Origin of the sequence: Streptomyces sp. NPDC056883 (assembly GCF_042788835.1) — a bacterium.
GTDB lineage: Bacteria > Actinomycetota > Actinomycetes > Streptomycetales > Streptomycetaceae > Streptomyces > Streptomyces stoeckheimensis.
The window spans coordinates 243,260-268,729 of sequence record NZ_JBHUBS010000007.1 but is presented as its reverse complement, the minus strand read 5'-3'; the positions used below and the strand labels follow the sequence as shown (position 1 = coordinate 268,729).

At 71.4% G+C, this 25,470-nt stretch carries 12 protein-coding genes and 1 pseudogene; 1 reads left to right on the top strand and 12 read right to left on the bottom strand.

Translation table 11 applies throughout. The features are described from left to right. Positions 1-74: 74 nt before the first annotated feature. From ACFRU2_RS19880 to ACFRU2_RS19845, 8 genes are all read right to left on the bottom strand, one after another. Positions 75-1,778, bottom strand: coding sequence for an ABC transporter ATP-binding protein (locus ACFRU2_RS19880; protein ID WP_382973707.1), 1,704 nt, complete (start codon positions 1,776-1,778; stop codon positions 75-77). Further along, positions 1,765-12,711, bottom strand: a complete 10,947-nt coding sequence (locus ACFRU2_RS19875) for an amino acid adenylation domain-containing protein (RefSeq protein ID WP_382973704.1) — start codon at positions 12,709-12,711, stop codon at positions 1,765-1,767. Before ACFRU2_RS19875 ends, ACFRU2_RS19880 begins: the two co-directional genes overlap by 14 nt. 57 nt (positions 12,712-12,768) lie before the next feature. Further along, positions 12,769-14,556, bottom strand: coding sequence for an ABC transporter ATP-binding protein (locus ACFRU2_RS19870; protein WP_382973701.1), 1,788 nt, complete (start codon positions 14,554-14,556; stop codon positions 12,769-12,771). 4 nt (positions 14,557-14,560) lie between these two features. Beyond that, the gene (locus ACFRU2_RS19865) at positions 14,561-15,622 is read right to left on the bottom strand and encodes an iron-siderophore ABC transporter substrate-binding protein (protein ID WP_382973699.1); all 1,062 of its coding nucleotides are present in this window, start codon (positions 15,620-15,622) and stop codon (positions 14,561-14,563) included. A gap of 106 nt (positions 15,623-15,728) precedes the next feature. Further along, positions 15,729-16,574 (bottom strand): ABC transporter ATP-binding protein, encoded by an 846-nt coding sequence (locus ACFRU2_RS19860; RefSeq protein WP_382973696.1) that lies wholly within the window; start codon positions 16,572-16,574, stop codon positions 15,729-15,731. 40 nt (positions 16,575-16,614) lie between these two features. Then, on the bottom strand, positions 16,615-17,700 hold the full coding sequence (locus tag ACFRU2_RS19855) for a FecCD family ABC transporter permease (protein ID WP_382973695.1): 1,086 nt from the start codon (positions 17,698-17,700) through the stop codon (positions 16,615-16,617). Further along, the gene (locus tag ACFRU2_RS19850) at positions 17,697-18,785 is read right to left on the bottom strand and encodes a FecCD family ABC transporter permease (RefSeq protein ID WP_382973692.1); all 1,089 of its coding nucleotides are present in this window, start codon (positions 18,783-18,785) and stop codon (positions 17,697-17,699) included. The genes ACFRU2_RS19855 and ACFRU2_RS19850 overlap by 4 nt, the downstream gene beginning before the upstream one ends. 123 nt (positions 18,786-18,908) lie before the next feature. Then, complete coding sequence (locus ACFRU2_RS19845; protein ID WP_382973690.1) at positions 18,909-20,276, bottom strand: lysine N(6)-hydroxylase/L-ornithine N(5)-oxygenase family protein; 1,368 nt, start codon at positions 20,274-20,276, stop codon at positions 18,909-18,911. Between the two features lie 262 nt (positions 20,277-20,538). On the opposite strand from ACFRU2_RS19845, the gene ACFRU2_RS19840 reads away from it, so the two are divergent. Continuing rightward, positions 20,539-21,486, top strand: coding sequence for a methionyl-tRNA formyltransferase (locus ACFRU2_RS19840; protein ID WP_382973687.1), 948 nt, complete (start codon positions 20,539-20,541; stop codon positions 21,484-21,486). A 139-nt stretch (positions 21,487-21,625) separates the two neighbouring features. On the opposite strand, the gene ACFRU2_RS19835 is transcribed toward ACFRU2_RS19840, so the two are convergent. The 4 genes and pseudogenes from ACFRU2_RS19835 to ddaH all read right to left on the bottom strand — a co-directional run. Then, entirely contained in the window at positions 21,626-23,248 is a 1,623-nt protein-coding gene (locus ACFRU2_RS19835) for a hypothetical protein (RefSeq protein WP_382973685.1), read from the bottom strand. Positions 23,249-23,495: 247 nt separating this feature from the next. Continuing rightward, positions 23,496-24,239 carry a hypothetical protein gene (locus tag ACFRU2_RS19830; RefSeq protein WP_382973683.1) on the bottom strand — a complete coding sequence of 248 codons (744 nt, stop codon included), beginning with the start codon at positions 24,237-24,239 and terminating at the stop codon, positions 23,496-23,498. Positions 24,240-24,256: 17 nt separating this feature from the next. Beyond that, complete coding sequence (locus ACFRU2_RS19825; protein WP_382974023.1) at positions 24,257-24,478, bottom strand: phosphopantetheine-binding protein; 222 nt, start codon at positions 24,476-24,478, stop codon at positions 24,257-24,259. A 78-nt stretch (positions 24,479-24,556) separates the two neighbouring features. Further along, positions 24,557-25,327, bottom strand: a pseudogene (gene ddaH, locus ACFRU2_RS19820) (dimethylargininase); the annotation flags it as partial. Between the last annotated feature and the right edge of the window lie 143 nt (positions 25,328-25,470).

Sequence of the window (25,470 nt, the reverse complement as noted above, 5' to 3'; positions counted from 1 at the left end):
CCCCCCCCCGCCCCCCCCCCCCCCCGGGCCCCCTCCTGTTCCGTTCACCGGCTCGCGTTCACCGTCTCACGGGGTCACCGCGTGACCGCCGCGCAGTACGCCGGGTCGCTCGCCAGCAGGTGGCGGTGCGTCCCTTCGGCCGTGACCACCCCGTCGTCCAGGACGAGGACCCGGTCGGCCGCGTCCAGCAGGGCCGGGCTGCTGGTGATCACCACGGTGGTGCGGCCCCGGCGCAGCTCCGCCATCTTGCGTGCGACGAGCTGCTCGGTGACCGCGTCCACGGCCGTCGTCGGGTCCCGCAGCACCAGCACGTCGGAGTCCGCGGCCAGCGCCCGGGCCAGCGAGAGCCGCTGGCGCTGCCCGCCGGAGAGGTTCGAACCGCGGTCGCGGACCTCGTAGTCGAGTCCCTGGCGGTGCAGGGCGACGACATCGGTCAGCATGGACGCCTCGACGGCCTCGGGCACCGTCCGGCTGGTGCCCGACGGGTCGATGTTCGTACGGAGGGTTCCCGCGAAGATCTCCCCGTCGTACGGGTTCACCAGCATCAGTTCGCGGACCGCCTCGACCGACAGGTCCGCGAGGTCCTGCCCGCCGAGCCGCACCGTGCCGCCGTACGCGGCGGGCGGCACGTTCACCGCCAGGATCGAGGCGAGTTCGGCCGCCGCCCGCGGCTGGTAGACCGCGATCGCCGTGAACTGGCCCGCCGGGACGTGGAACTTCAGGCCCTGGAGGGACTCGTACCGGACGCAGTCGATCTCCAGGTCCCCGCCGGGTGCCGGGCGGGCCGTCCCCGGGGCCGCCACCGGCGGGGCGGACAGCACCAGGGCCATCCGCTCCGCCGAAGCGCGCGCCATCATCACGTACTTGGGCATGTCGGAGAACAGCCGGAGCGGCTCCATGATGAACTGCGCCAGGCCCACGGCCATGACGAGCTCACCGATGCTGATCTGCCCGTCGAAGGCCAGCCAGCCGGCGGTCAGGGTCACCGCGGCGGCGAGGGTCGAGTTCAGGGCCAGCGCGGTGCCCGTGTAGGCGCCGTTCACCTTGGCGACCGTGATCGCCTGCTCCTTGGCCTCCGTGCTGACCTTCCGGTAGGACCGGAAGGCCGCGTGGTTGCCGCCGAAGCCGTGCAGCGGGCGCAGGCCGGTGATCAGGTCGGCGACCTTGGCACCCGCCCGCGCCACCCGGGCCTGCTGCTCCTGGGTGCTGCTGCCGATCCGCTTCGACATCACGCTGAGGGTCGACAGGATCGCGACCGTTCCGATCATGACGAGCAGGCCGAGCCGCAGGTCCGCCAGGCTCAGCGCGACCGCCGCGACCAGCACCGCGACCGAGGAGCTGATCAGCATCGGCACGACCTCGACGATGTCGGAGGTCTGGTCGGCGTCCTCGGTGGCGATGGTGAGCACCTCGCCGGACTTGAGGTCCACGTCCCGGGCCACCGGCTGGAGGCCGCAGGACGCGACCCGCACCCTCCAGTGGTGGGCCTCGGTCGTGTTGGCCTTCTGCAGGATGCGCATCCCGTACCGCCACGACAGCGACACGGTCGTGATGATCACGGCCAGCGCGGCGATCGAGAGGGCGAGTGCCCCCGGGCTCCGTTCGCGCATCGTGTGGTCGACGATCAGGCCGAGCGCGATCGGGAAGGCCGTCTCGCCCGCCTGGTACAGGCCCATGAGGACGGTGCCCCAGACCATGGCGCCGACGTTGCGCCGTATGGCGGTCCGGAGGATGTCGGATCCCGCGCGGCGGGATCCGTGGACGTCAGGAGTTGTCATCAAGGTGCCGGGCAATCGCTTCGGGGGTTCGCAGGGTGAGCAGGTCGCGGATGGTGATCGTGGGGCCGAATTCCCGGCGCAGGAGTCCGACCAGGCGTACGGCCAGCATGGAGTGTCCGCCGAGGGACACGAAATCGCTCACGGCGCTCACCTCGTCGTCGTCCAGGTCCAGGGCTTCGGCGAAGAACTCGCAGACCAGGACCTCGGTCTCGGTCTCCGGGCCGCGCTCGCCCGAAGTGGTCAGCGCGCCCAGCGGCTTGGGCTCCGGCAGGGCCTTGGTGTCGGCCTTCCCGTTCACCGTGAGCGGGATGGCGTCGACCTGAGCGTAGTGCGTCGGGCGCATGTAGTCCGGCAGTCCGGTGCCCGCCTCGGCGGCGACCGCCGCCAGGTCGGCTCCGGCGTCCAGCACGAGGTACGCGGCCAGCCGGTAGGCGCCGTCGACCTGCGGGTCGGGCTGGGCGACGGCGGCGGTGAACCGGACCGCCGGGTGTGCGGCGAACGCGGCCTCCACCTCCCCCAGTTCGACGCGGTGACCGCGGATCTTGACCTGCTGGTCGGTGCGGCCGAGGTACATCAGGTTCCCGTCCGGCCGGCGGACCACCAGGTCGCCGGTGCGGTACATGCGCTCGCCGGGGGCGCCGAACGGCGAGGCGACGAACCGGTGCGCGGTCTGGGCCGGCTGGCCGAGGTACCCGCGGGCGATGCCGATGCCGGAGACGTAGAGCTCACCGGGAACCCCGTCCGGCAGCGGCCGCAGCCACGGGTCCAGGACGAACACCTCGGTGTTGTCGATGGCCACGCCCACCACCGGGTCCTGGCACTCGAAGGTGCCCACGCCCAGGGTGTTGATGGTGTATTCGGTCGGGCCGTACAGGTTGTAACCGACCGTCCCCTCGGTCTCGGCGAGCCGCTGCCACAGGGTCGAGGTGACCGCCTCGCCGCCCAGGAGCACCAGCGCGGGGCGCCGCTCCGGGTTGTCGAGCAGGCCTTCGGCCGCCAGCTGCTGCGCGTAGGTCGGGGTCACGTTGATGACGTCGATCCCGTGCTCACGGCAGTAGTCGACCAGTCCGGGTGCGTCGCGGCGCAGTTCCTCGTCGCAGATGTGCACCTCGTGGCCGTCGGCGAGCCACAGGAGCTCCTCCCACGACATGTCGAAGGCGAAGGAGACGGTGTGCGCGATCTTGAAGATCCGGTTCCCGTGCTCCGCCAGCACCGGTTCGAAGATGCGGCGCTGGTGGTTGATCAGCATGTTGGTGAGGCCGGCGTACTCCGTCACGACGCCCTTGGGCTTGCCCGTCGAACCGGAGGTGTAGATCGTGTACGCCGGGTGCCGCAGCCGGTTCGGGTCCTCCGGTGCGAACGTCACGAGCGGCTCGGCCTCCGGAAGGGGCCGGTCCAGTTCGATCAGCTCGCCGGTCAGCCTGGGTGCGACGGCGCTGACGGTGAGGATCACCTCGGGCCGGGCGTCCGCGACGATCGTGGCGATCCGCTCGTCCGGGTGGTCCAGCTCCAGCGGTACGTACGCGGCTCCGGTGCGCAGGACGGCGAACAGCGCGACGATCCACTCCAGCGTGCGCGGGATCGCCAGGCCCACCGTCTTCTCCGGGCCGATGCCGCGTCCGGCGAGCACGCCCGCCAGCAGGCGGCTGCGGTCCCGGAGTTCGGCGAAGGTCATGCTCCGGCCCTGGGCGACGAGCGCGACCCGCTCGGGTGCGCGGTCCGCCGCCCGGTCGAAGCGGTCGACCACCGTGTCGGTGCCGATGTCGGTGCGCTCGGCCGACCCGGGCACCGGCCCGAGGCCGGGCAGCGCGCCCACCGGTCCGGTGGAGCGGGCCAGGTCCTGGAGCAGGCCGACGTAGTCGTCGAGGAGCCGGCGGGCGCTGCCGGAGTCGCCGTGGCGGTGCTCCAGCTTGACCGTGAGCCGGTCGCCGGGGGTGACGACCCAGGTGAAGGGGTAGTGGGTGGAGTCGTCCGACTTCACCTCGGTGATGCCGTGGCGGGCGTTCATCTCGGCGAGCCCGTCCAGGTCCAGGAAGTTCTGGAGCACGAACAGGTTGTCGAAGAGGGTGTCGTGGCCGCTGGCCCGCTGGATCTCGCCGAGCCCCAGGTGCTCGTGCTCCATCGCGTCGACCCGGGCCGCCTGTACGGCTGCCAGGTACTCCCCGACCGTGTCCTGCGGCCGGGCCCGCGTCCACATGGGCACGGTGTTGAGCAGCACGCCGACGATGTCGGACAGGCCCTCGCCCTCGCGGCCGGAGACGGTCACGCCGAACACGGCGTCGCTGCGGCCGGTGTGGGCGCCGAGGAGCAGGCCGAAGGCGCCGGTGAGGACCGAGTTGAGGGTGACTCCGTGCGCCCTGGCCGTCTCCCGCAGCAGCTGCGACTGTTCGGCGGTCAGGGTGTGCAGGAGCGCGGGCGGCAGGTCGTCCGAGAGGGACGGCGCCGGTCCGGCGAGCAGCGTCGGGCCGGAGAGCCCGGTCAGGTGCTCGGCCCAGAACCGCTCCGAGACGGCCGGGTCCTTGGCGGCGAGCGATCGGGCGTGCTCCTCGAAGGAGGGCACGGCCGGGGTCGCGTCCGGCTGCTCACCGGCGATCAGGGCCCGGTAGGCCTCGAACAGGTCCCGCAGCACGATCGCGCGGGACCAGCCGTCCCACAGCAGCAGGTGGTAGCTGAGGAGCAGGCCGTCGCGGCCGTCGGGCAGCCGGATCACGGTCAGCCGGATCAGCGGTGGCTCGGCCGGGTCGAAGCCGGTGTTGCGGTCGCGGACGCGCAGGGCTTCGACGTCCTCCTCGGTCGACAGCTCGACCGTGTGGACGCCGACCCGGCGGCCCGCCTTGAGGATCTGGACCGGATTGCCGTCGTCGTCGGTGGTGAAACCGGCGCCGACGACCGGGTGTCGGGCCATGACCACGGCCATGGCCTCGGTCAGTGCGTCGGTGTCGAGGCGGTGGTCGAGGGCGAAGTAGCTCTGTGCGACGTAGTGTCCGGCCGTGCCGGCCAGCTGGGCCTGGAAGAACAGGCCGCGCTGGAGCGCGGTGACGGGCGCCGTGCGCTCGGCCGTCACGGAGGCTTCCGCGAGGGTTTCCAGGGCGTGCAGCCAGTGCGCGGTGATCTCGTCGGGGATCTCCTCGGCGAGGGTGAAGGTCGCGTGCAGGCTGCCGGTGGCCGCGTCGGTCCAGGCGTTGACCTCGACGGCGTACGGGCTGCCCTGGTCGCCGCCGGTGATGTGCAGGGCGCTGGACTCGCTGCCCCGGCCGAGGTAGTTGAAGAGCACCTGCGGGCGGGCCGTCAGCAGCGGGGCCGTCTGCGGGTTGAGGTAGCGCAGGCGGCCGTAGGCGAGGTGCCCGGACTCGTCCGGCTGGCGCGCCGCGAGCTCGCGGGCCGCCGCGACCGGGTCGGTGTGCGCGGTGAGCCGGACGGGCGCGATGGCGGTGAACCAGCCGACCGTACGTATGTAGTCGTGGTGCTCCAGTACGGACACCCGGCCGTGCCGCTCCAGTTCGATCGCGAGATCGGTGGGCGTCGGCTGGATCCGCGTCAGGGCGGTCCGCAGGGCGCCGCACAGCAGCTCGGTGAGCGCGACGCCGAGCGCCGCGGGGGCGGTGCGCGTCACCAGGTCGCTGACCTCGGGGCCGAGGACCACGGTGGTGTCGCGCAGCGCGCCGGACGCGGGCAGCAGCGCGGGGGCCCGGAGGGTGTCGACCCAGGGCCCGAGGTCGTCGGCGCCGGCGGCGGACCGCAGGGTGAGGGCGTCGGCGTACTCGGCGTACGAGGTGGTCGCCGGTGCGAGGGTCTCCCCGCGCAGGGCGGCGGCGAGGTCGTCGAGCAGGATCAGCCAGGACACCGAGTCGACGGCGATGTGGTGCACGGTGACCACCAGCGTGCCGGTCTCCGCGAGCCAGGTGAAGGCGGCGACCTCCCCGGTCTCGGGGTCGAGCCGTCCGGCTGCCTCGTTGGCGGCGGCCGTGGCGTCGGCCGTGTCCGTGCGGACGACGGCGGCCTTGCGCGCGGGTTCGGTGCGCAGGGTCCACACCCCGTGCTCGGTGTTCAGGCGCATCCGCAGGGCCGGGTGGGCGGCCAGTACGGCGTCGGCGGCGCGCTCGATGTCGGCGAACGCGGTGCCTTCGGCCACCTCGACGGTCCGGGCCTGGGCGAACCGGGCGAGGGAACCGCCCAGTTCGCGCTGGCGCAGGATGATCGGCGTGGGCGCCAGCGGGCCGTCCTCGCGGCGCGCGGGGGCCGGAGCCGGGGCGGCCTGGGTCTGCGGTGCGCGCGTGCCCAGGAGCTCGGCGAGGGCGCGCGGGGTCTTCAGGAGGAACACGTCGCGGGGGGCGATCGGCAGGCCGAGGGCCCTGGCGCGGTTGACCACGGTGATGGCGACGATGCTGTCGCCGCCCGCGCCGAAGAAGTCGGTGTCCGCGTCGGCGGCCGGGTGGGACAGGGTGTCGGCGAAGATCCCGACCAGCGAGGCGAGCAGGGAGTCGGCCGCGGATCCGGTGGCGGCCACGGGGGTGTCGTCCTGTGCGGCCGCCGCGATCAGGGCCTTGCGGTCCAGCTTGCCGTTGACGGTCAGCGGCAGGGAGTCCACGGGCAGGACCCGGCCCGGCACCATGTGTACGGGCAGCTTCTCCGCGAGGAGGGCGGAGAGGTCGCCGGGCACCCGGCCCACGACGTGCGCGACCAGGTGGTCGCCGCTGTCGGCCACGGTGACGGCCACGTCGACGACGCCGTCGAGGTCGCGCAGCGCCGACTCGACCTCGCCGAGCTCGATGCGGAAGCCCTTGAGCTGGACCTGGTCGTCGGCGCGGCCGGTGAACTCCAGCTCGCCGTCGAGGGTACGGACGGCCAGGTCGCCCGTGTGGTACATCCGGGAGCCGTCGTTCGCGAACGGGTTCGCCACGAACCGGCCGGCGGTGAGACCCGGCCGCCCGAGGTAGCCGAGGGAGACCTGGTCGCCGGCCACGTAGATGGCGCCCACCTGGCCCGGCGGCACCGGCCGGAGCCGGTCGTCGAGCAGGTGGGTGACCAGGCCCGGGATGGGTCCGCCGATCGGGCTCACGTCGTCGCCGAAGGCGAAGTCCCCGTCGGTCAGCACCCGGTGGGTCACGTGGACCGTGGTCTCGGTGATCCCGTACATGTTGACGAGCTCGGGCGAGGCGGCGCCGTGCCGCTCGACCCAGCCGCGCAGCCGTCCGAGGTCCAGTGCCTCGCCGCCGAAGATGACGCGGCGCAGGGCCGGAAGCGGCTCACCCGCGTGCCGGTCGGCCTCGACGAACTGGTAGAAGGCCGAGGGCGTCTGGTTGAGCACGGTCACTCCGCGCTCGCGGACCAGCCGGTGGAAGTCGACCGGGGAGCGGGTCAGGCCGTAGTCGGGGACGAGCAGCTCGCCGCCGTGCGCCAGGGCGCCCCACAGCTCCCAGACGGCGAAGTCGAAGGAGTAGGAGTGGAACTGGACCCAGACGTCGTCGGGGCCGAAGTCCATGTCCGGCTGGGTGTTGGCGAGCAGCGCCAGCACGCTGGAGTGCGGGACGACGACGCCCTTGGGCTTGCCGGTCGAACCGGACGTGTAGATCACGTACGCGGGGTCGTGCCAGTTGGCCTCGTCGGCGACGGGCTCGGCATCCTCTTGCGGCAGTTCGTCGCCCTGTACGAGGACCCGGGCGGCGACTCCCGCCCGCTCCAGCAGCGCGGTGAAGCGTTCGCGCTGACCGGGGTCCACGAGGACGGCCTGCGGGGCGGCGTCGCCGAGGACGTACTCCAGCCGGTCGTCGGGGTAGGCCATGTCGAGCGGGACGTAGGCGCCGCCCGCGCTGACGATCGCGACCAGGGCGACGACCTGCTCGATGGTGCGCGGGACGGCCACGGCCACGCGCCGGCCCGGCCCGACTCCGGCCGCGCGCAGGGCGGCGGCCAGTTCGTTCTTCGCGTCGGCGAGTTCGCCGTAGGTCAGGGAGCGGGTGGTGCCGTCGAGTGCGCACTGGGTGACGGCGGTGGCCGCCGGGTTCCGGTCCGCGGCGGCGTCGAAGAGCGCGCCGAGCGTGGTCGGGGTGATCCGTGCGGGGCTCCTGCCGCCCGCGGGCGCCAGGTCGCCGACCGGGGCGTCCGGCCGGGTGAGCAGGCCGGTGAGGGTGTCCGTGAACCGGGTCAGGATGTCCCGGGCGCTGCTCTCGCGGAGCAGTTCGCCGTCGTAGATCAGGTTGAAGCGCGGGCGCCCGTCGAGGGCCCGCTCCACGACCAGGGTCAGCGGGTAGTGCGGAGCCCCCTCGTTGACGAGGCCGGTGACGGCGAGGGTGTCGCCGGTGCGGCGCAGGGCGGCCACGTCGGTGGCCACGTCGAACACCACGAGGGTGTCGAAGAGGGAGCCGACGCCGGCCAGCCGGCCGATCCGTGCCAGCGAGACGTGCTGGTGCGGCAGGACCGCGCCCTGGTGCTCGCGCACCGAGGCGAGCAGTTCGCGCGCCGTGGTGCCGGCGGCCCACCGCGCGCGCAGCGGGACGGTGTTGATGAACAGGCCGACCATGTCCTCGATGCCGGGGACGTCCGCGTCGCGGCCGGAGACCGTGGATCCGAAGACCACGTCGGCGGAGTGCAGGATCCCCCCCAGGGTCACCGCCCAGGCGCTGTGCACGGCCACGCTCAGCGGTACGCCGGCGGCGCGGGCGGCGGCGTCGACGTCGAGGGACTGCGCCGGCTCGACGGAGGTGTCGGCGAACCGGTCGGACGGGGTGTGGTCCCGGGCCACCAGCGAGGGGCCGGGCAGCTCGGCGAGTTCGGCGCCCCACACGCGGTCGCTCTCGTCGGCGTCGCGCTCCGCGAGCCAGCCGACGTAGTCGGGGAAACCGCTCAGCGGGTAGGTGCTTCCCGGCGCGTGGTACTCGGCGAGCAGCGCGCGCAGCATCGGGGGCACCGACCAGCCGTCGGCGATGATGTGGTGGACGGTCTGCACGAGGACGTTGCGGCCGGACTCCGGGTCGCGGACCAGCGTGAACCGCATCAGCGGGCCGGTGGCCAGGTCGAATCCGGCGCGGCGGTCCCGCTCGGCGAGTTCGTGGAGTGCCTCGTCCGTGATGCCGGGCCGGTCGAGGGTGGTGAAGGGCGCCTCGGCGCCGCTTTCCAGTACGGAGACCACGCGGCCGTCGGCGAGGGCGGTGAACCGTGCGGCCAGGTTCGGGTACAGGGTGAGCAGCCGGGTGGCCGCGGCCCGGAGGCGGGCGGGGTCGAGCTCGCCCTCCAGCGTCAGCAGCTGCTGTTCTACGTAGCTGCCCGCGGAGTCGTCGTCGAAGACGGAGTGGAAGTACAGGCCTTCCTGGAGCGGGGTCAGGGGCAGGACGGCGCGCAGCGCGGGTCCGTCCAGGGCGTCGACGTCGGCCTGGGTCAGCCGCACCAGCGGGAAGTCGCTGGGCGAGTGGCCGCCCTCGTCGAGCGCGGCCAGGGCGGTGAGGGCGGCCTGGAAGTGCCCGCCGATCGCCTCGATGTCCTCGTCGGTGAACATCCCGTCGGGCCAGGAGAGGGTGGTGACGAGTTCGTACGCGCCGGTGGCGGCGGGTTCGGCGATCGCGTTGAACTCCAGGGCCCGCGGCAGGCGCATCTTCGGGTCGCGCTTCTCGCCGAGCTGGCCGGTGGTGCCGGAGAGCTGCCAGTCCCCCGACGCGCCCGCGTCGAAGCGGCCCAGGTAGTTGAAGAGGACCTGGGGTGCCGGGGCCGTGAAGGGGGTGTCGGCCAGGTAGCGCAGGGCGCCGTAGGAGACGCCGTTGCTCGGGACGCGGGCGAGGTCTTCCTTGACCGCCTTGAGGGCGGCGGCGAGGTACCGGGGGTCGGTGAAGTCGCCGGTCGTGCCCGGGTCCACGGTCACGGGGAACAGCGTCGTGAACCAGCCGACGGTCCGCGACAGTTCGGGCTCGATGCCGGCGGCGCCCGCCACGTGGCGGCCTTCGCGGCCGTGGCCCTCCAGCTCGACGTGCGCGAAGGTCTGCTCCTGGCCGCGGCCGCGGCGCCACCGGGCCAGGGTGACGGCGAGCGCGGTCAGCAGGACGTCGTTGACGCCCGCGTGGAACTTCGCGGGGATCTCGCCCAGCAGGGCGGCGGTGGCCTCGGAGCCGACGGTGAAGATCCGGTGCCGCTCCCGCTCGACGGTGTCGGCCTCGGAGGGGGCCCGCCTGCCGAGCAGCGCGTCGGGGCCGGGGAGGGGGCGCTCGAAGTAGGCGCGGTCCGCGTCGAAGTCCGCGTTGCCCAGGAGCTGGGTCCAGCGCCGGAACGAGGTGCCCACGGCCGGGAGTTCGATCTCCTCACCGGCGGTGAACTGGCGCCATGCCGTGGCCAGGTCCTCCATCAGGACCCGCCAGGACACGCCGTCGACCACGACGTGGTGGGCGACCAGGACCAGCTGGCGGGCCTCGCGGCGCCAGACGGCCCGCAGCATCACGCCGCCGTCCGGGTCCAGTCCTCCGGTGGCGAGGGCCACGCACGCGTCGAGCGAGCCGTCGCTCTCCTGCCAGTCGGCCGCGGCTCCGCCGGTCTGCGGGATGTCGAAGCTCCAGCGGTCTCCGCGTACGAGCCGGGCGCGCAGCATGTCGTGCCGGGCGACGACGGAGTCGAGGATCGGGCCCAGCGCGTCGGCGGTGAGGTCCGCCGGGGTGTTCAGTACGACCGCCTGGACGAATCCGTCGATCGCGTCCGTGGTCCGGCCCAGCCACTGGACGATGGGCGATCCCTCCACGGGACCGGTCGCCACGTCGGCGTGGTCCGCCCGGGTCACGTCCTCGCGGCCGGCCACCGCCGCCAGGGCGCCCAGGACGCTGTTGGCGAAGATCTGCCCCGCGGTGACGTAGAGGCCCGCTTCGCGCAGGGCGCTCAGCAGCGAGATCGCGAGGATGCTGTCTCCGCCGAGCTGGAAGAAGTCCTGGTCGACGCCGACTTCCTCCAGCCGCAGCACGGAGGCGACGGCCGCGCACACGGCGCGCTCCTCGTCGGTGGAGGGCCGTACGAACGCCCCGGTCACGATCTCCGGTTCGGGCAGGGCGCGCCGGTCGAGCTTGCCGTTCGCGGTGAGCGGGAACTCGGTCATCACGACGACGTGGGCGGGCACCATGTACTCGACCATGTGCTCGGTGGCCCAGGCCTTGACCTCGTCGGCCCGCAGTTCCTCGTGGCCGGCGGCCGGGATCACGTAGCCGACCAGGTAGGTGCCGCCCGCGCTGTTCTTCTTCGCGATGACGCAGGTGTGCCGTACCGCGGGGTGCTCCGCGAGGCCGACCTCCACGTCCTCCAGTTCGAGGCGCATGCCGCGGATCTTGATCTGGTTGTCGGCGCGGCCGAGGAAGTCCAGGGAGCCGTCGGGGGCGAACCGGGCGAGGTCGCCGGTGCGGTAGAGGCGGGAGCCGTCGGTGGCGAAGGGGTTCGCCACGAACCGGGACGCGGTCAGTCCGGGTGCGCCCACGTAGCCGCGGCCCAGGAGGAAGCCGCCGACGTAGAGCTCGCCGCCGACGCCGACCGGGACGGGGCGCAGCTCGTCGTCGAGGACGTAGAGCTGGGTGTTGGGGTTGGCCTTGCCGATCGAGGTGGAAAGGCGCTCGGCCTCGCCGCGGTAGATGACGTGGGAGACGCCGATGGTCGTCTCGGCCGGGCCGTAGCCGTGGTACATGGGGATGTCGAGCCGGGTGCGGAACCGCTCGTACAGCTCGGGGGTGAGCACCTCGCCGCCGCACCACACGTGGCGCATGCTGTCGAGGCGGTCGGAGTCTCCGGCGATCTCCAGCAGGACGTCCAGCATGGAGGAGACGAGGTAGGTGAAGGTGACGCGGTGCTCGGCGATCACGGCGAGCAGGTGGTGCGGGTCGCGTTCGCCGCCGGGCCGCAGGACGACGAGGCGGCCGCCGCACACGAGCGGGAGGAAGATCTCGTTGATGGATATGTCGAAGGACAGCGGTGCCTTGAACAGCGAGGCGTCGTCGTGGCCGAAGCCCAGGATCTCGTCGACCTGCCACAGCAGGCGTTCGCTGATCGCCTCGTGGCGGATCATCGCGCCCTTGGGGCGGCCGGTGGAACCGGACGTGAAGATCACGTAGGCCAGGGCGTTGCCGTGCGCGGTGATTCCGGTGTCCCCGGCGGGCTGGTCGGCGTACCGCCAGTCGTCGAGGTCGACGGCGGCGGCGGCCGGTTCCGCGGGGTCGTGCGCGCCGGAGTCGTTCAGCTGGAGCACGACCTGCGCGTCGTCGATGACGACGGCGCGGCGGGCGGCGGGCCACTGCGGGTCGAGCGGGACGAACGCGCAGCCGGCCTGGAGCACGCCGAGGAGGCCGATGACCATGTCGGCGGAGCGGCCCAGCGAGATGCCCACGACCTGCTCGGAGCCGAGTCCGCGTCCGATCAGGTGGTGGGCCAGCTGCGCGGACAGCTCCGCCGCCTGGCGGTAGGTCAGCGAGCGGTGTTCGTCGATGACGGCGATCGCGTCCGGCCGCAGGCGCGCCTGCTCGCGGAACATCTCCACGATGGTCGGCCGGACCCGGTCCGCCGCGTTGTCGTTCCACTCGGCCAGGGTGGTGAGCCGCTCCGCCACGGTGGACGGGCTGATGGTGCCGAGGGGCCGGTCGGGGAAGTCCGCCAGGTCGTCCAGCGCGAGCTGGGCGTCGGCCTGCGGGACGCCGGCCGGCAGGCCGTCGGCGGGGACCGCGATGGCCCAGCCGTCCGGTGCCGCCTCGCCGGTCTCCCAACCGCTGGGCGCCGTACCGCCGTTGTCGACCCATCCGAGGACGTCCGCGAAGAGCGTGCCGGGGGTCAGGTCGATTCCGTCGGGGCTGGCGCCCGTCGCCCAGTACGACAGTCCGATGGCACAGGCCTCGGCGATGGTCCGGTCGGAGTATCCGCCGGTACGCCGGCGCACGTCTGCCAGGCGCGTAGGAGAGATCAGCACGAGACGAGCGCTCGGTTCCATCATTGAAGACTCAACACCCTTCCAAGGTACGAAGGCTAGCCTAACCTAAATTAGGGTGACCTAACTAGCGTCTCTCCAGGCTCGCCAGAGTCGCGCGTAGCGGCCACCCAGGGCCACCAACTCCTCGTGCGTGCCCTGCTCCACGACGCGTCCCGCATCCAGCACGGCGATCCGGTCGGCGGCCACCGCCTGGGTCAGCCGGTGGGCCACGAACAGCGTGGTCCGCCCGGCGCAAGCGGCCAGTACGGCCCGCTCCAGCTCGGCGGCGCCCTCACTGCCCGCCTCCGCGGTCGACTCGTCGAGCACCACCACGGGCGCCCGGCCCAACACCAGCCGGGCCAGGGCGACCTGGGCCACCTTCGTACCGTCCAGCCGGGCACCGCCCTCGCCGACCGCGGTGTTCAGACCCTCGGGCAGCGCATCGACCCACTCGGCCGCCCCTACGGTGGCCAGCGCGGCCAGCAGTTCGGCGTCGCCCGCCTCCGGCGCGGCCAGTCGCAGGTCGTCGGCGAGCGGCCCGGAGAACACGTGCGTCTCCTGGGTCAGGATGCTCACCAGCGCCCGCGCGGCGGCCTCGTCCAGATCGGCGAGGTCGGTCGACCCGATCCGCACCGACCCGGCCTCGGGGGTCCCGATGCCGGCGACGAGCGCGGCCAGGGTGGTCTTGCCGGCGCCCGTCGCGCCCACCAGGGCCAGGGAGCCGCCCGCCGGGATCGTCAGGCTGACATCGCTCAGGACCGGTTCCTCGGCTCCGGGGTAACGGAAGGTCAGCCCCTTCACCGTCACCGCGTACGGCTCCTCGCCCGCCGCCTCGGCGGACGCGTCGCCCACCAGCCGGTCCTGCGTGGACTCCCCCAGCACCCCGACGAGCCGGGTCAGGCTCGCGCCCGACTTCTGGGCCTCGTCGAAGGTGAACATGATCGCGCCCAGCGGGGTGAACAGCCGGTGGAACACCAGCGGCGCAGCCGCCACTTCGCCGAGGCTGGCCGAGCCGGTCTCCAGCAGGGCGTAGCCCACCACCAGGATCAGGACCAGGCCGATGAACTCGGCGCGGTTCTCCCGGCCGACGAACCGGCCGAAGAAGTGGAACACCTCGATGCCGAGGTCCCGCACCCGCCGCGAATCCTCCGAGACCTTCTCGCGGAAGGCCTCCTCCAGGCGGTGCGCCCGTACCGTCTCGATGCCGTTCAGCCCGCTGATCAGCGCCTGCGCGCGCTCGGCCTGGGCCACCGCGCGCTTGCGGTAGAGCGGGGCCGACCGGGGCAAGTACCAGCGCAGGGCCAGCGCGTAGGCCGGCAGCGCACAGGCGCCGGCCAGGCCGAGCCGCCAGTCGAGGCCGAACATGCCGATGGTGGCGATGGCCACCAGGACCCCCGCGGAGAACACCGTGGGGATGGCCGAGCGGATGCCCTTGGACAGGACGGCGACGTCGTCGCCGACCCGGGAGAGCACGTCTCCGCGGCCCACTTGCTCGACCCGGGCGCTGGGCATGCCCAGGACGGCCCGTACGGCACCTTCGCGCAGGTGCGCGAGCAGATCGGCGCCGAGCCGCCCGATCAAGTAGGCGGACAGGGCGGTGGCCGCCGCGCCGAGCAGCGCGGCGGCCACCATCCATGCCCCGATCGTGACCAGGACCGAACGCGGTTCGCCCCCGGTCACCGCGTCGACCACCCGGCCGAGCAGCAGGACGGGGAGCATCTGGAGAGCCGCCCCGGCGACCGTGCTGAGTACGGCGCCGGACGTCAGCCAGGGCATCGTGCGGCAGTTGGCCACGACCCATCGGGCTGCTTCACGTCCGGACGTCGTACGCAGGGTTGCCGGGGCGACCCGAATGTCCGTGGTGCTCACAAACCTAGCCGACCGACTTGACGAGCTCGTCGATGGCGAACGGCAGGGCGGGCAGGGTGGCCTGGGACATGGCCGCGCCGGCCGCCGGGCCCTCGCTGTCCAGCAGGTAGGACACCTTGTTGGCCTTGGTGACCTTCAGGTTGGCGAAGAGCTCGGACTTCTTCATCGCGTCCGTGTCGGCCTTGTCGTTGATGACGAAGACGCGGTCGACGTCGATGAGGTTCATGCGCTCCGGGGAGAGCGCGAAGGAGAACTTGCCCTCCGAGATCTTGTCGAGCTCGGTCTGGGGCTTGAAGCCCATGCCGGTCAGCAGCTGGCCGCGCACGTCGGTGGAGGTGAAGGGGTTGACCGCGTCCTTGTACCAGGACACCGCGACGGCGGTCTGGGTGGCGAACTCGGGGTGCGCCTTCTTGACCGTGGCGAGCTTGTCCTGGATGCCCTGGATCATCGCCTTGCCCTCGGTCTCCTTGCCGACCGCCTTGGCGATCTGGAGGGCGTTGTCCGACCACGGAGCGCTGAAGGGCTCCTTCTCGGTCTTGGTGCGGCCGACCGTCGGGGCGATCTTCGACAGCTTGTCGTAGGCGGCCTGGTCGACCTCGGAGTAGACCGCGATGATCAGGTCGGGGCGCAGGGCCGCGATCTTCTCGAAGTTGGGGCCGGCGTCACCGTTGTTCATGATGACCTCGGGCTTGGTCTCGCCCCACTTGTCCTTCACCCAGGGCCACTGGGTGTTGATGTCGGGGCTCTGACCCGCCGGGTTCGGGTACTGGTCGACCATGCCGACCGGCTTGATGCCGAACGCGAGGACGCTCTGGTCGTCGGTGTAGCCGACGGTGACGACGCGCTGGGGGGCCTTCTTGACCTCGGTGGAGCCGAAGAAGTGCTCGACGGTGACGGGGAACGCACCGTTGGCGGCCGGGGCGTTGGCGGCGTCGTCCTTCTTCTTGTCCTTGTCGGCGGTCTCGGAACCGCAGCCGGCCAGGACGCCTACACCGAGGGCCGCTGCGGACACGGTCGCCGCCAGCTTCAGCCAGGGCTTGTTACGTGTCGTTCGGTCGAGGAGCATGCGGAATCCCTTGCTTTCGTGCTGTCCACTGCGGCCCCACTTAGGGCAGGCAAACCGTACCCCGGGGAAGTGAGGTAAGCCTAGCCTAAGTGGTAACGCTCTGGTTTCAGCTGCCCGCACTGTGGACGTGCGTCCGACCGATCGGCACGACGAGCGGCCGGTCGCCCACCGGATCGTCAATCACCATGGCACGCAGGCCGAATGCCTCGTGCAACAGCTCGGCGGTCAGCACCTCGCGCGGGTGACCCTGCGCCAGGACCGAACCGCCCTTCATCACGATCAGGTTGTCGCTGTAGCGCGCGGCCAGGTTGAGGTCGTGCAGCACCATGACCACGGTGCACCCCGACTCGTGCAGGTCGTCGACCAGGTCGAGCACGTCGACGGCGTGCGCCAGGTCCAGATAGGTGGTGGGCTCGTCGAGCAGCAGCAGATCGGTCCCCTGAGCGAGGGTCATCGATATCCATACGCGTTGACGCTGCCCCCCGGAGAGGGCGTCGACGGGACGGTCGGCCAGGTCGGCCACCCCCGTCATGGCCAGCGCGCGCTCCACCACGGAGGCGTCGTCCGAGGACCACTGGCGCAGCCAGCTCTGGTGCGGATGCCGGCCCCTGGCGACCAGGTCGGCCACGGTCAGGCCTTCCGGCGCGACCGGCGCCTGGGGCAGCAGGCCGAGCTTCTTCGCCACGTCCCTGGTCCGCAGCCGGGCGATGTCCTCGCCGTCCAGGACGACGGATCCGCTGGTCGGCTTGAGCAGCCGCGACAGGGTCCGCAACAGGGTGGACTTGCCGCATCCGTTGGGGCCGATGATCGTGGTCACCACACCCGGCGGGATCGTCACGTCGAGCGAGTCGATGACGGTCCGGTCGCCGTACCCGACCGTGACGCCCTTGGCCGCCAACCGCGGGACGCCCTCGGTCCCGGACTGGGCCTCGGTGATGTACTGAGCGACCACGGCTCCCCCTCTATTTAGGCTTGCCTAACCTTTCTATCACCTAGCGGCGGTTCGCCCGCACCAGGAGGTAGATGAGGAAGGGGCCGCCGATCGCGGCGGTGACCACGCCGACCGGCAGGGCCACCGGCAGCGCCGTACGGGCGACCAGGTCCGAGCCGATCAGCAGCAGCGACCCGACCACGGCGGAGGCCACCAACGGCGGCGTGGGGGACTTCGTCAGACGGATCGCCACCTGCGGAGCCACCATGGCCACGAAGGGGACCGGCCCCGCCGCGCTCACCGCGAAGCCGGCCAGGAGAACCGCGCACAGCAGCAGGACGGCCCGTACCAGCGCGTACCGGACGCCGAGGCCCGCGGCCACGTCGTCGCCGAAGTGCAGCGGCTTGAACTGGAAGGCCGCGCACGCCACGACCACCGCGAGGGCGAGGGTGCCCCAGAGGGCCACCGACACCTCGTCCCACGACCGGTTGTCCAGGGAGCCGACCAGCCACGCCTGGGCCCGCGCCACGTCCCTGATGTCGGCGGTGACCAGCAGCCAGGTCGTGAGCGCCTCCATCACGGCGCTCACGGAGAGGCCGATGAGGATGAGCCGGAAGCCGTCGACCCCGCGCCGCCACGCCATGAAGTACACCAGCAGACCCGTGCCGAGGCCGCCCGCGAGCGCCGCCCCGGACAGGCCCACGGAACTGACGACGGCGGCCGTGGCCCCGCCCGACACGGTCACCAGGCACACCGCGACCGCGCTGGCGCCTCCGGTGATGCCCAGGATGTCCGGACTGGCCAGCGGATTGCGGGCGATGGACTGGGTGATCGCCCCGGACATGCCGAGCGCGATGCCCACGACGAGCCCGGCCAGGGCCCGCGGCATGCGCAGATCCATGATCACGAACTGGTCGACCTGCTCGCCGCCGCCGAAGAGGGTGGCGACCACCTGCGACAGACCGAGGGGGAAGTCCCCCACGGCGATGGACAGGCAGAACAGCAGGAAGACCGCCGCCATCAGCAGCAGCGTGACCAGCACGATCCTGGGCCGCCAGACGAACGACATGCCGCCGAGCCGTATGCCCGGCGCCACGGAAGGCTTCCGCTCGGGCTTCCCGGCAGGCTTCACCACTGTCACGTTCATGCGCTCTTGAACTTTCCCCGCCACACCAGGACCGCGAAGAACGGGGCGCCGAGGAGAGCGACGAGGATGCCCGCGTCCAGCTCTCCCGGCCGCACCACGACGCGTCCCACGATGTCGCAGACCAGAAGGACGACCGCGCCGAGCAGGCCCGCGTACGGCACCAGCCAGCGGTAGTCGGGCCCGGCCAGATAGCGGGCCACGTGCGCCACCATGAGGCCGAGGAAGGCGATGGGGCCGCACGCGGCCGTCGCCGCGCCCGCCAGCAGCGTGATGGCGATGATGCCGACGGTCCGGATGAGCGTGATGTTCACGCCCAGTCCGCGCGCCACGTCGTCGCCCAGGTTCAGCAGGTTGACGGAGGGCAGGGTGGCCAGCGCCACCACCAGCCCGACCACGATGAAGGCGGTCACCGGCCAGATGACGTCGAAGCCGACGCCGGCCACCGACCCGGCGTTCCAGAACCGCAGGGCGTTCAGCGCCGCCTTGTCCGTCAGCGCGACCGCCGTGGTCATGGCCATCAGGAACACCGTGACCCCCTGCCCGGCCAGAGCGAGCGTCAGCGGGTTGCCCGCACCCCGGCCGATGCTCGACAGCCCGAACACGACGACACCGGCGAGCGCGGCGCCCAGGAAGGCGAACCAGACGTACTCGAACGGATCCGTGAGCCCGAGCAGGGCGATCGCCGACACCACGGCGAACGAGGCGCCGGTGTTCACCCCGAGCAGGCCGGTGTCCGCGATGGGGTTGCGCGTGTACCCCTGGATCAGCGCTCCGCCCACGCCCAGGGCGATGCCCGCCACGATCGCGAGGACCGTACGGGGCACCCGTACGGTCCTCATGATGAGCCGGGCTTCGGAGAGCTTCTGATCGGGGTCCGGATCCGCGAAGAGCCCGTGCCACGCCTCGGCGGGGCTGAGCGCCCGCGCGCCGACGGCGAGGGAGACCAGCGCCGCGGCCACGAGGAGCGCGAGGAGGGCGACCAGACCCACGATCCGCCGCCGCCGGGCCTGCGCGACGACCCGGGACGGCGCCGGGCGCCCGACCGCGGGCGGGCCGCCGGCGGGGAGGCGAGTACCAGTGGGCACGGACGTTCCTTCGGTATGGGACGGGGGTGATTGCACACTACTGCCGCACCTCTGGGGCGAGTACGCCCGGGAGGCACGGCAGTGGGTGGGTGTGCGCGGGTGGGTGTGCGCGGGTGGGGCCGGTCAGACGGCCGGCTGGCGGGCTGCGGCGCCCGCTCCCCCGGCGACCGGACGGGCCTGGTCGGGCACGGACTTGAGGTTCCGGTCGAGGATCGAGTCGAGTATCTCGCCGACGCGCACGGCGGTGTTGGACAGCAGGGAGGAGGTGATGCCGTGCGTGTGCTCGGTTCCGCCCTGGAGGTAGATGCCGCAGCTCAGCTCGAGGTCGGTCGCCACCCGGTAGTCGCGCTCGACGCGGACCCGGCCCTGCTCGTCGCGGTGGCAGCGGTCCGCGACCTCGCCGAGCAGGCCCAGGCCGTCGGCCTGCTGGTACCCGGTGGCGCACACCACGACGTCGGCGTCGAGCACGCTCTCCTCGCCGGTGACGAGGGACTTGATGCTGGCGCGGACCCCGTCGGCCGTCTCCTCCACGCCCGTCAGGCGCGAGACGTTCAGGAAGCGGAGCCGCTCGGTGCCGAGCACCTTCTCCTGGTACGACTGGCGGTACAGGTCGTCGATGAGGTCGATGTCGACCACGGAGTAGTTGGTGTTGCCGTGGTAGCCCATCAGCCGCTGCTTCACGTCCTCCGGGGCGGTGAAGTACTCGTCCACCGCCTGGGGGTCGAAGATGCGGTTGGCGAAGCTGCTGTCGTCCGCGGGGCTGTAGCCGTAGCGGGAGAAGACCGCGCAGACCTCGGCCTGCGGGAAACGGCGGTGCAGGTAGGCCACGTTCTCGGCGGCGCTCTGGCCGGCGCCGACCACGATGAAGCGGGTGGGCTCGCTGCCTTCGAGCGCGTCGACCTTCGTCAGCAGGTCGGTGTTGTGCCAGACGTGCTCGGTGCGCTCGACGCCCTCCGGCATGACGGGGCGCAGACCGGTGGAGATGACCAGGTTGCGGGCACGGTGGACGACGACCTCGTCGCCGGAGCGCGCGGTCACGTCGAGGTACTCCACGACGCCGTCGCGCATCACGGGCTCCACCGAGACGACCTGGTGGCCGTACGAGACCATGTCGTCGACCTTGGCGGCTGCCCACTCGAGGTAGTCGTGGAACTCGACGCGGAGCGGGAACAGGTTCTTGTGGTTGACGAAGTCGATCAGCCGGCCCTTCTCCTGCAGGTAGCAGAGGAAGCTGTATTCGCTGGTCGGGTTCCGGAGCGTCACCAGGTCCTTCATGAAGGACACCTGCATCGTCGCGTCGTCGATGAGCATGCCGCGGTGCCACCCGAAGCGGGGCTGCTGCTCGAAGAAGTGAGCGGTGACCGCCTCTTGCCTTCCGACGCGCACGTTGTGCTCGCTGAGCGCGATCGCCATGGCGACGTTCGACGGCCCGAAGCCGATACCGATCAGGTCGTGGATCAGTGGTGCGTCGCCAGGAAGAGCCTGTGACATGTCACTCCCATTTGGTGCGGGACAGCCGCCTGCCAGGCGTCGTGTCAGGGGTGGGGGAAAGGGGGAGTCCAGGCGCACCGGTGACCGGCAGCCGAGTGGAACTTAGGTAAAGCTAACCTGATCTGGACGACCTGTCGACCGGACAAACCGCACAAAACACCCGCACCCTGGTCAATCGAGCCCAGAATCGGGGCTGTTGCGCTGTTAGGTAAGCCTTGCTTTACTTACCTTTGCTCATTCGCTCTTCTGAGGAGGAACCCCGATGCGGGTCGTTATGTTCGGTTATCAGACCTGGGGCCACCGCACCCTCAAGGCGCTCCTGGACTCCGAGCACGACGTCGTGATGGTTGTGACCCACCCCAAGAGCGAGCACGCCTACGAGAAGATCTGGAGCGACTCGGTCGCCGACCTCGCCGAGGAGCACGGCGTCCCGGTCGTCATCCGCAACCGCCCCGACGACGAGGAACTCTTCCAGCAGCTCAAGGAAGCCGACGCGGACATCCTCGTCGCGAACAACTGGCGCACCTGGATCCCGCCGCGCATCTACACCCTCCCCCGCTACGGCACCCTGAACATCCACGACTCCCTGCTCCCGAAGTACGCGGGCTTCTCCCCCCTCATCTGGGCGCTCATCAACGGCGAGCCCGAAGTCGGCGTCACGGCGCACATGATGGACGAGGTGCTCGACGCCGGCGACATCGTCATGCAGCACGCGATCCCGGTCGGCCCGACGGACACGACCACGGACCTGTTCCACAAGACGGTCGACCTGATCGCCCCGGTGACGATCGCCGCCCTCGACCTGATCGCCTCCGGACAGACGGAGTTCACGAAGCAGGACCGCTCGCAGGCCACCTTCTTCCACAAGAGGGCCGAGGAGGACATCCGCATCGACTGGGCGTGGCCCGCCGCAGACCTCGAGCGCCTGGTCCGCGCCCAGTCCGCCCCGTACCCGGCCGCCTTCACCTTCCACAAGGGCAAGCGCCTGGAGATCCTCACGGCCGTCGTCTCCGAGGGCCGCTACGGCGGCACCCCCGGCCGCATCTTCTACCGCGAGGGCGAAGGCGTGGTCATCGTCGCCGGCGCGGACGCCCGCACGGGCCGCAACCACGGCCTGGCCATCACGAGCGTCCGCACGGAGGACGGCCGGGAGCTGCCCGCGTCCGAGTACTTCAAGTCCATGGGCGGCTACCTCACCTCCCGCCCGTAACCGGGCACACCCCCGAACCCCGGCCCGCCCCGGACGGTCCCCGGGCGGGCCGGCCCTCTTCGTACAAACCCCGTCGCCCCGGGCACAGACCCAGGGCGACGGGGTGGTGTCGGGGTCACGGCCCCGTCGGTCGGCAGGCTCAGCGCACGTCCACGTAGTCCTCACGGCCCTTGGACGCGTAGTGCGTCGAGGGGGCGTCCTCGTAGCGCATCTGCCAGGTGCCGTCCTGGTCCGCGGTGAACTTCCGGCTGAAGGTGCCGTTGGCCAGGGTCTTGGCGGTGCCCAGCTGCTTCCACGCGCCACCCGGCGTTGCCGGCTTGAAGTAGATCCGGACGGTCTGACCGGCGAACGGCTTCCAGGTGGTGCTGTACCTGTGCGTCAGCAGCCCCTTGGCGGTGATCGTCGTACCGCGGGCCACGCCCTCGGGCGTGACATCGTCAGCCGTGATCTGCGTAGGCCGGCGGATGAACTGGAAGGTCTGGCTGGTGGTCGGTCCCACGTTCGCGGTGCCGTGGCGCAGGCGCCACAGACCGGGCTTGGCGGAGGAGTACGGGTTCTTCAGGGTGAAGGGCGTGTTGTAGGTGGTGGTGGTGGAGCCGACGTAGGTCCAGGTCTTGCCGTTGTCGCCCGAGAAGTCGAAGTGGACCCGGGCGGACGCGCCGGCCGGGACGGTGCCGTCCTTGACGATCAGTTTCCCGCTGTAGGTGATGTTCCGGTACTTGTCCACGCTTCCCACAAGGCCCTCGAAGGCACTCATGTGGGTGGCGTGCACGGCGAAGGAAGAGGACGAGGGCTCGAACCAGGCACTGGAGAAGCCGACCGTCATCTTCGCATCGCCCGTGACGCGGAAGCCGTTCACGCCGTTGCCGCAGTCCTCCCGGTATACGGCGACGCAGCCGTCCTTGGTCACCTCGAGGCCCACGTCCAGGGGCTTCTGCGTGCCGTCGTCGGCCGTGCGCGTGAGGGTGCCGCGCACGGGGATCTTGGTGCCGAACCGTGCGGTCACCGTGGCGCCGGGCGAGGTCACGTTCAGCTTCGTGGCCTGCTTGCGGATCGGCGGGGACAGCTTGCTCTTCACCGACTCGCTGCCCACGAGCGAAGCCTGCAGAGAGGCCTCCGTCTCGTCGCCGCGGAAGGCGAAGGGGCTGGCGAACTGTCCCGCCCCGTCGGTGGTCAGCTTCGCGGTCTCTCCGCTGTAGGTGTTGACCTCGACCCCGGCGCCCACGAGCGGCTTGACCTCACGAGTCTTCGGATCCTCCGCGACCACCCTGCCCGAGGCCTGCCCCGAACGGCTGTCATAGGACAGCGAGGGCAGCGAGGACTTGAAGCCGTCGATCTTCGGGTTGAGGGCGTAGTTCAGCACCCCCTTGGCGGTGCTGACCTCCTCGTCGCTCTTGCCCTCGTTGCGGACCAACTCGAGGTCGTAGACGGCCATCTTGTCCAGCTTGGCGGGCGCGGACTTGTATTCGGCGTAACTGCAGGACTCGTCCCCACACTGGCCGCCGGTGATGCCGCCGACCCGCGCGACCACCGCACTTGTGCCCTTCTCCCGCACCCGGACGGCGAGGGCGTCGCCGATCTGCCAGCCGTCGCCTGACTGGAACTCGACGCGAAACGCCCCGTCGGACCCGACCGAGGCGGTCATGTAGTACACCTCGTCCAAACTCCCGCCCGCGGCCTGCGCTGCCGGGGCGGCGAGGAACGTGGACGCGGTGATACCGAGGGTGACGCCAAGCGCCGTGATGAATCGTTTAGTTGACATGCATGATGCCTTCCGGAGCGTGCAGGAGCGGGAAGCGTCGGCAGTACCGTCCTACGAGTGAGCCACTGCCACCCGTTCGACTCACGACTACGGGAGATGGTTGCCCCGCCCCCGAAAAAATGGAGGCGGCTTCCGGGGCGACGACGGGTTCGTCGTCGAGGACCGCCTGCCAACGGCCGTGGGTGCCCCCCTCCGCTGAGGGGGGCACCCACGGCCCCGCGGCGGCGCCCGGCCGCCCGGCCCCGGCTCACGCCAGCAGGGAGAGCACCGTGTCGCGGGTGGCCGGGTCTGCCAGCAGGCTCGCGCGCTCGTGCGCCGTACGCACGACCCGCGTGGCACGGGCCCCCGGCCAGTCCCCCTGGAACGCGTTGCCGGCGGACACGATGTTCACCACGTCCCCGCCCCAGGCGGGGGCCGCCCCGTGGTAGGCGGCGATCTGATGGGTCAGCAGGTCCAGGTACACCCGTACGATCTGCTCACTGGCCAGGGCGACCTCTTCGTCGTCGAAGAGGTCTTCCGCGAGGGAGTTCCTCGCGTACCGGGTCATCTCCTCCCGCATGGCCGCCACGAGCTCTTCGGGAGTGCCGATGAGGGAGGCGACGTCCGTCTGCGAACCGCTCTCCTCGAACCCCGAGGCGTCGATCTGCCGGAGGACGGCCGTGTAGTCGTCGGTGATGTCCTGCGCGGTCAGCGGCGCCGCGTCGAAGAAGAAGAGCGGGGGCGCTTCGCTCCCGGCCTCCACCATGTGCCGGGCGAGTTCCTGCGCCAGCGGAGCCGAGGCGCAGTAGGCCAGTACTCCGGCGATCTCCCGGTCGGCGACACCGTGCGTGGAGAAGAGCTTCTCCGCGTAGGCGCGTCCGGTCAGTTCGTCGGGGAGGGGCGCGGTCAGCAGATGTGCCACTTCGAATCCGTGTGCTTCGAGACCGAGGTCGGCGATCTTCGCCTCGGCGCGGCGCCCCGGGTAGTCCAGGGCCAGCAGCGTTCGTACCACGTCGGTGTCCTTCCGGGTCAGGGCTTCGCGGGGGTCTGAGCGGACCGCACGAGGAGATCGATCTGTTCGGCGAGGTCCTTCAGCACGGGGTGGTCGAGCACGGCCTGAACATCCAGGCCGATGCCCCACGTCTTGCGGGCGCGCAGGACGACCCGGGTCACGAGCAGCGAATCCCCGCCGGCGTTGAAGAAGTTCTGTTCCCGGTCCTCCTGCGGGGAGTTGAGGACCTCCTCCCAGATGGCGGCCAGCGCACGCTCCGTGCCGGTCCGCGGTTCGCGGGAGCGCGCGTCCGGGGAGTCACCCGGTGCACGGTGGGAACGGAGTTCCAGCGTGCAGCACTTCGCGCTGCCGCCTGCCTTGAGCAGCTCGGAGAGGTCGACCCCGATCGGGTTGAACCCCCGCTGCCTGAGCTGCTCGGCGAGGCCGGTGGCGGCCTCGGGCATGATCACGTTGAAGCCGTCGCTGAAGGCGTTGAGGCCGAAGACCGCCGCGTCCTCGGGAGAGGCCAGGATCGCGTCGGGGAAGAGCTCTTCCAGGACGGCCCGGCTGCCGGGCGAGAAGGCCTCCGGGTAGTACATGATCTCGGTGTCCGAGAGCACCGCGAGGGCGGTGTCCAGGTGGTAGTGGTTGGGGTTGACCAGGGTCAGGCCCGTGACGGGGACACCGAAGAACTCCTGGGCCTCCGCGTGGGAACGCGGGTCGGTGCGGAAGCCGGTTCCCGCCAGGAGGCGACGGCCGGCCAGGAGGTAGTCGCCCTCGCCCTCGTTGATGAACTCGGGCCACAGCACCTGGTCGAAGCCCTGGTCGTGGAGCCAGGAAAGGTAGGCGGGACCTTCGGCGGTCCGTTCGGCGTGACGGAAGCGGGCACCGAGGACCTTGCCGTCCACCACGGTCGCGCCGTTGGCGGCGAAGACCATGTCGGGCAGGCCGGGGATGGGGTCGATGACGTCCACGGTGTGGCCGAGCGAACGGTAGAGCTCGTACAGCCTCTCCCACTGGGCGAGCGCCAGGCCCGCGTCGCACGGCTTGTCCGGGTGCATCCACGGGTTGATGGAGTACACGACGTCGAAGTGCTCGGGCCGGCACATCAGCAGTCGGCGGGGGGTGGCCACGCGACGGCCGGCGGGCTGCTCGGCGGCCGGGAGGATCGCATCGGTGATGGGCACGGACTTGCTCCTACGGGGAATGAGGGGATGGCGCTCGATGCGCAAGGGAGGGACGCTCAGGCCTG

Coding starts and splice junctions, on each gene's coding strand:
- ACFRU2_RS19880 (WP_382973707.1), bottom strand. CDS start 1,778: ATGACAACTCCTGACGTCCACGGATCCCGCCGCGCGGGATCCGACATC.
- ACFRU2_RS19875 (WP_382973704.1), bottom strand. CDS start 12,711: ATGATGGAACCGAGCGCTCGTCTCGTGCTGATCTCTCCTACGCGCCTG.
- ACFRU2_RS19865 (WP_382973699.1), bottom strand. CDS start 15,622: ATGCTCCTCGACCGAACGACACGTAACAAGCCCTGGCTGAAGCTGGCG.
- ACFRU2_RS19855 (WP_382973695.1), bottom strand. CDS start 17,700: ATGAACGTGACAGTGGTGAAGCCTGCCGGGAAGCCCGAGCGGAAGCCT.
- ACFRU2_RS19845 (WP_382973690.1), bottom strand. CDS start 20,276: ATGTCACAGGCTCTTCCTGGCGACGCACCACTGATCCACGACCTGATC.
- ACFRU2_RS19840 (WP_382973687.1), top strand. CDS start 20,539: ATGCGGGTCGTTATGTTCGGTTATCAGACCTGGGGCCACCGCACCCTC.
- ACFRU2_RS19835 (WP_382973685.1), bottom strand. CDS start 23,248: ATGTCAACTAAACGATTCATCACGGCGCTTGGCGTCACCCTCGGTATC.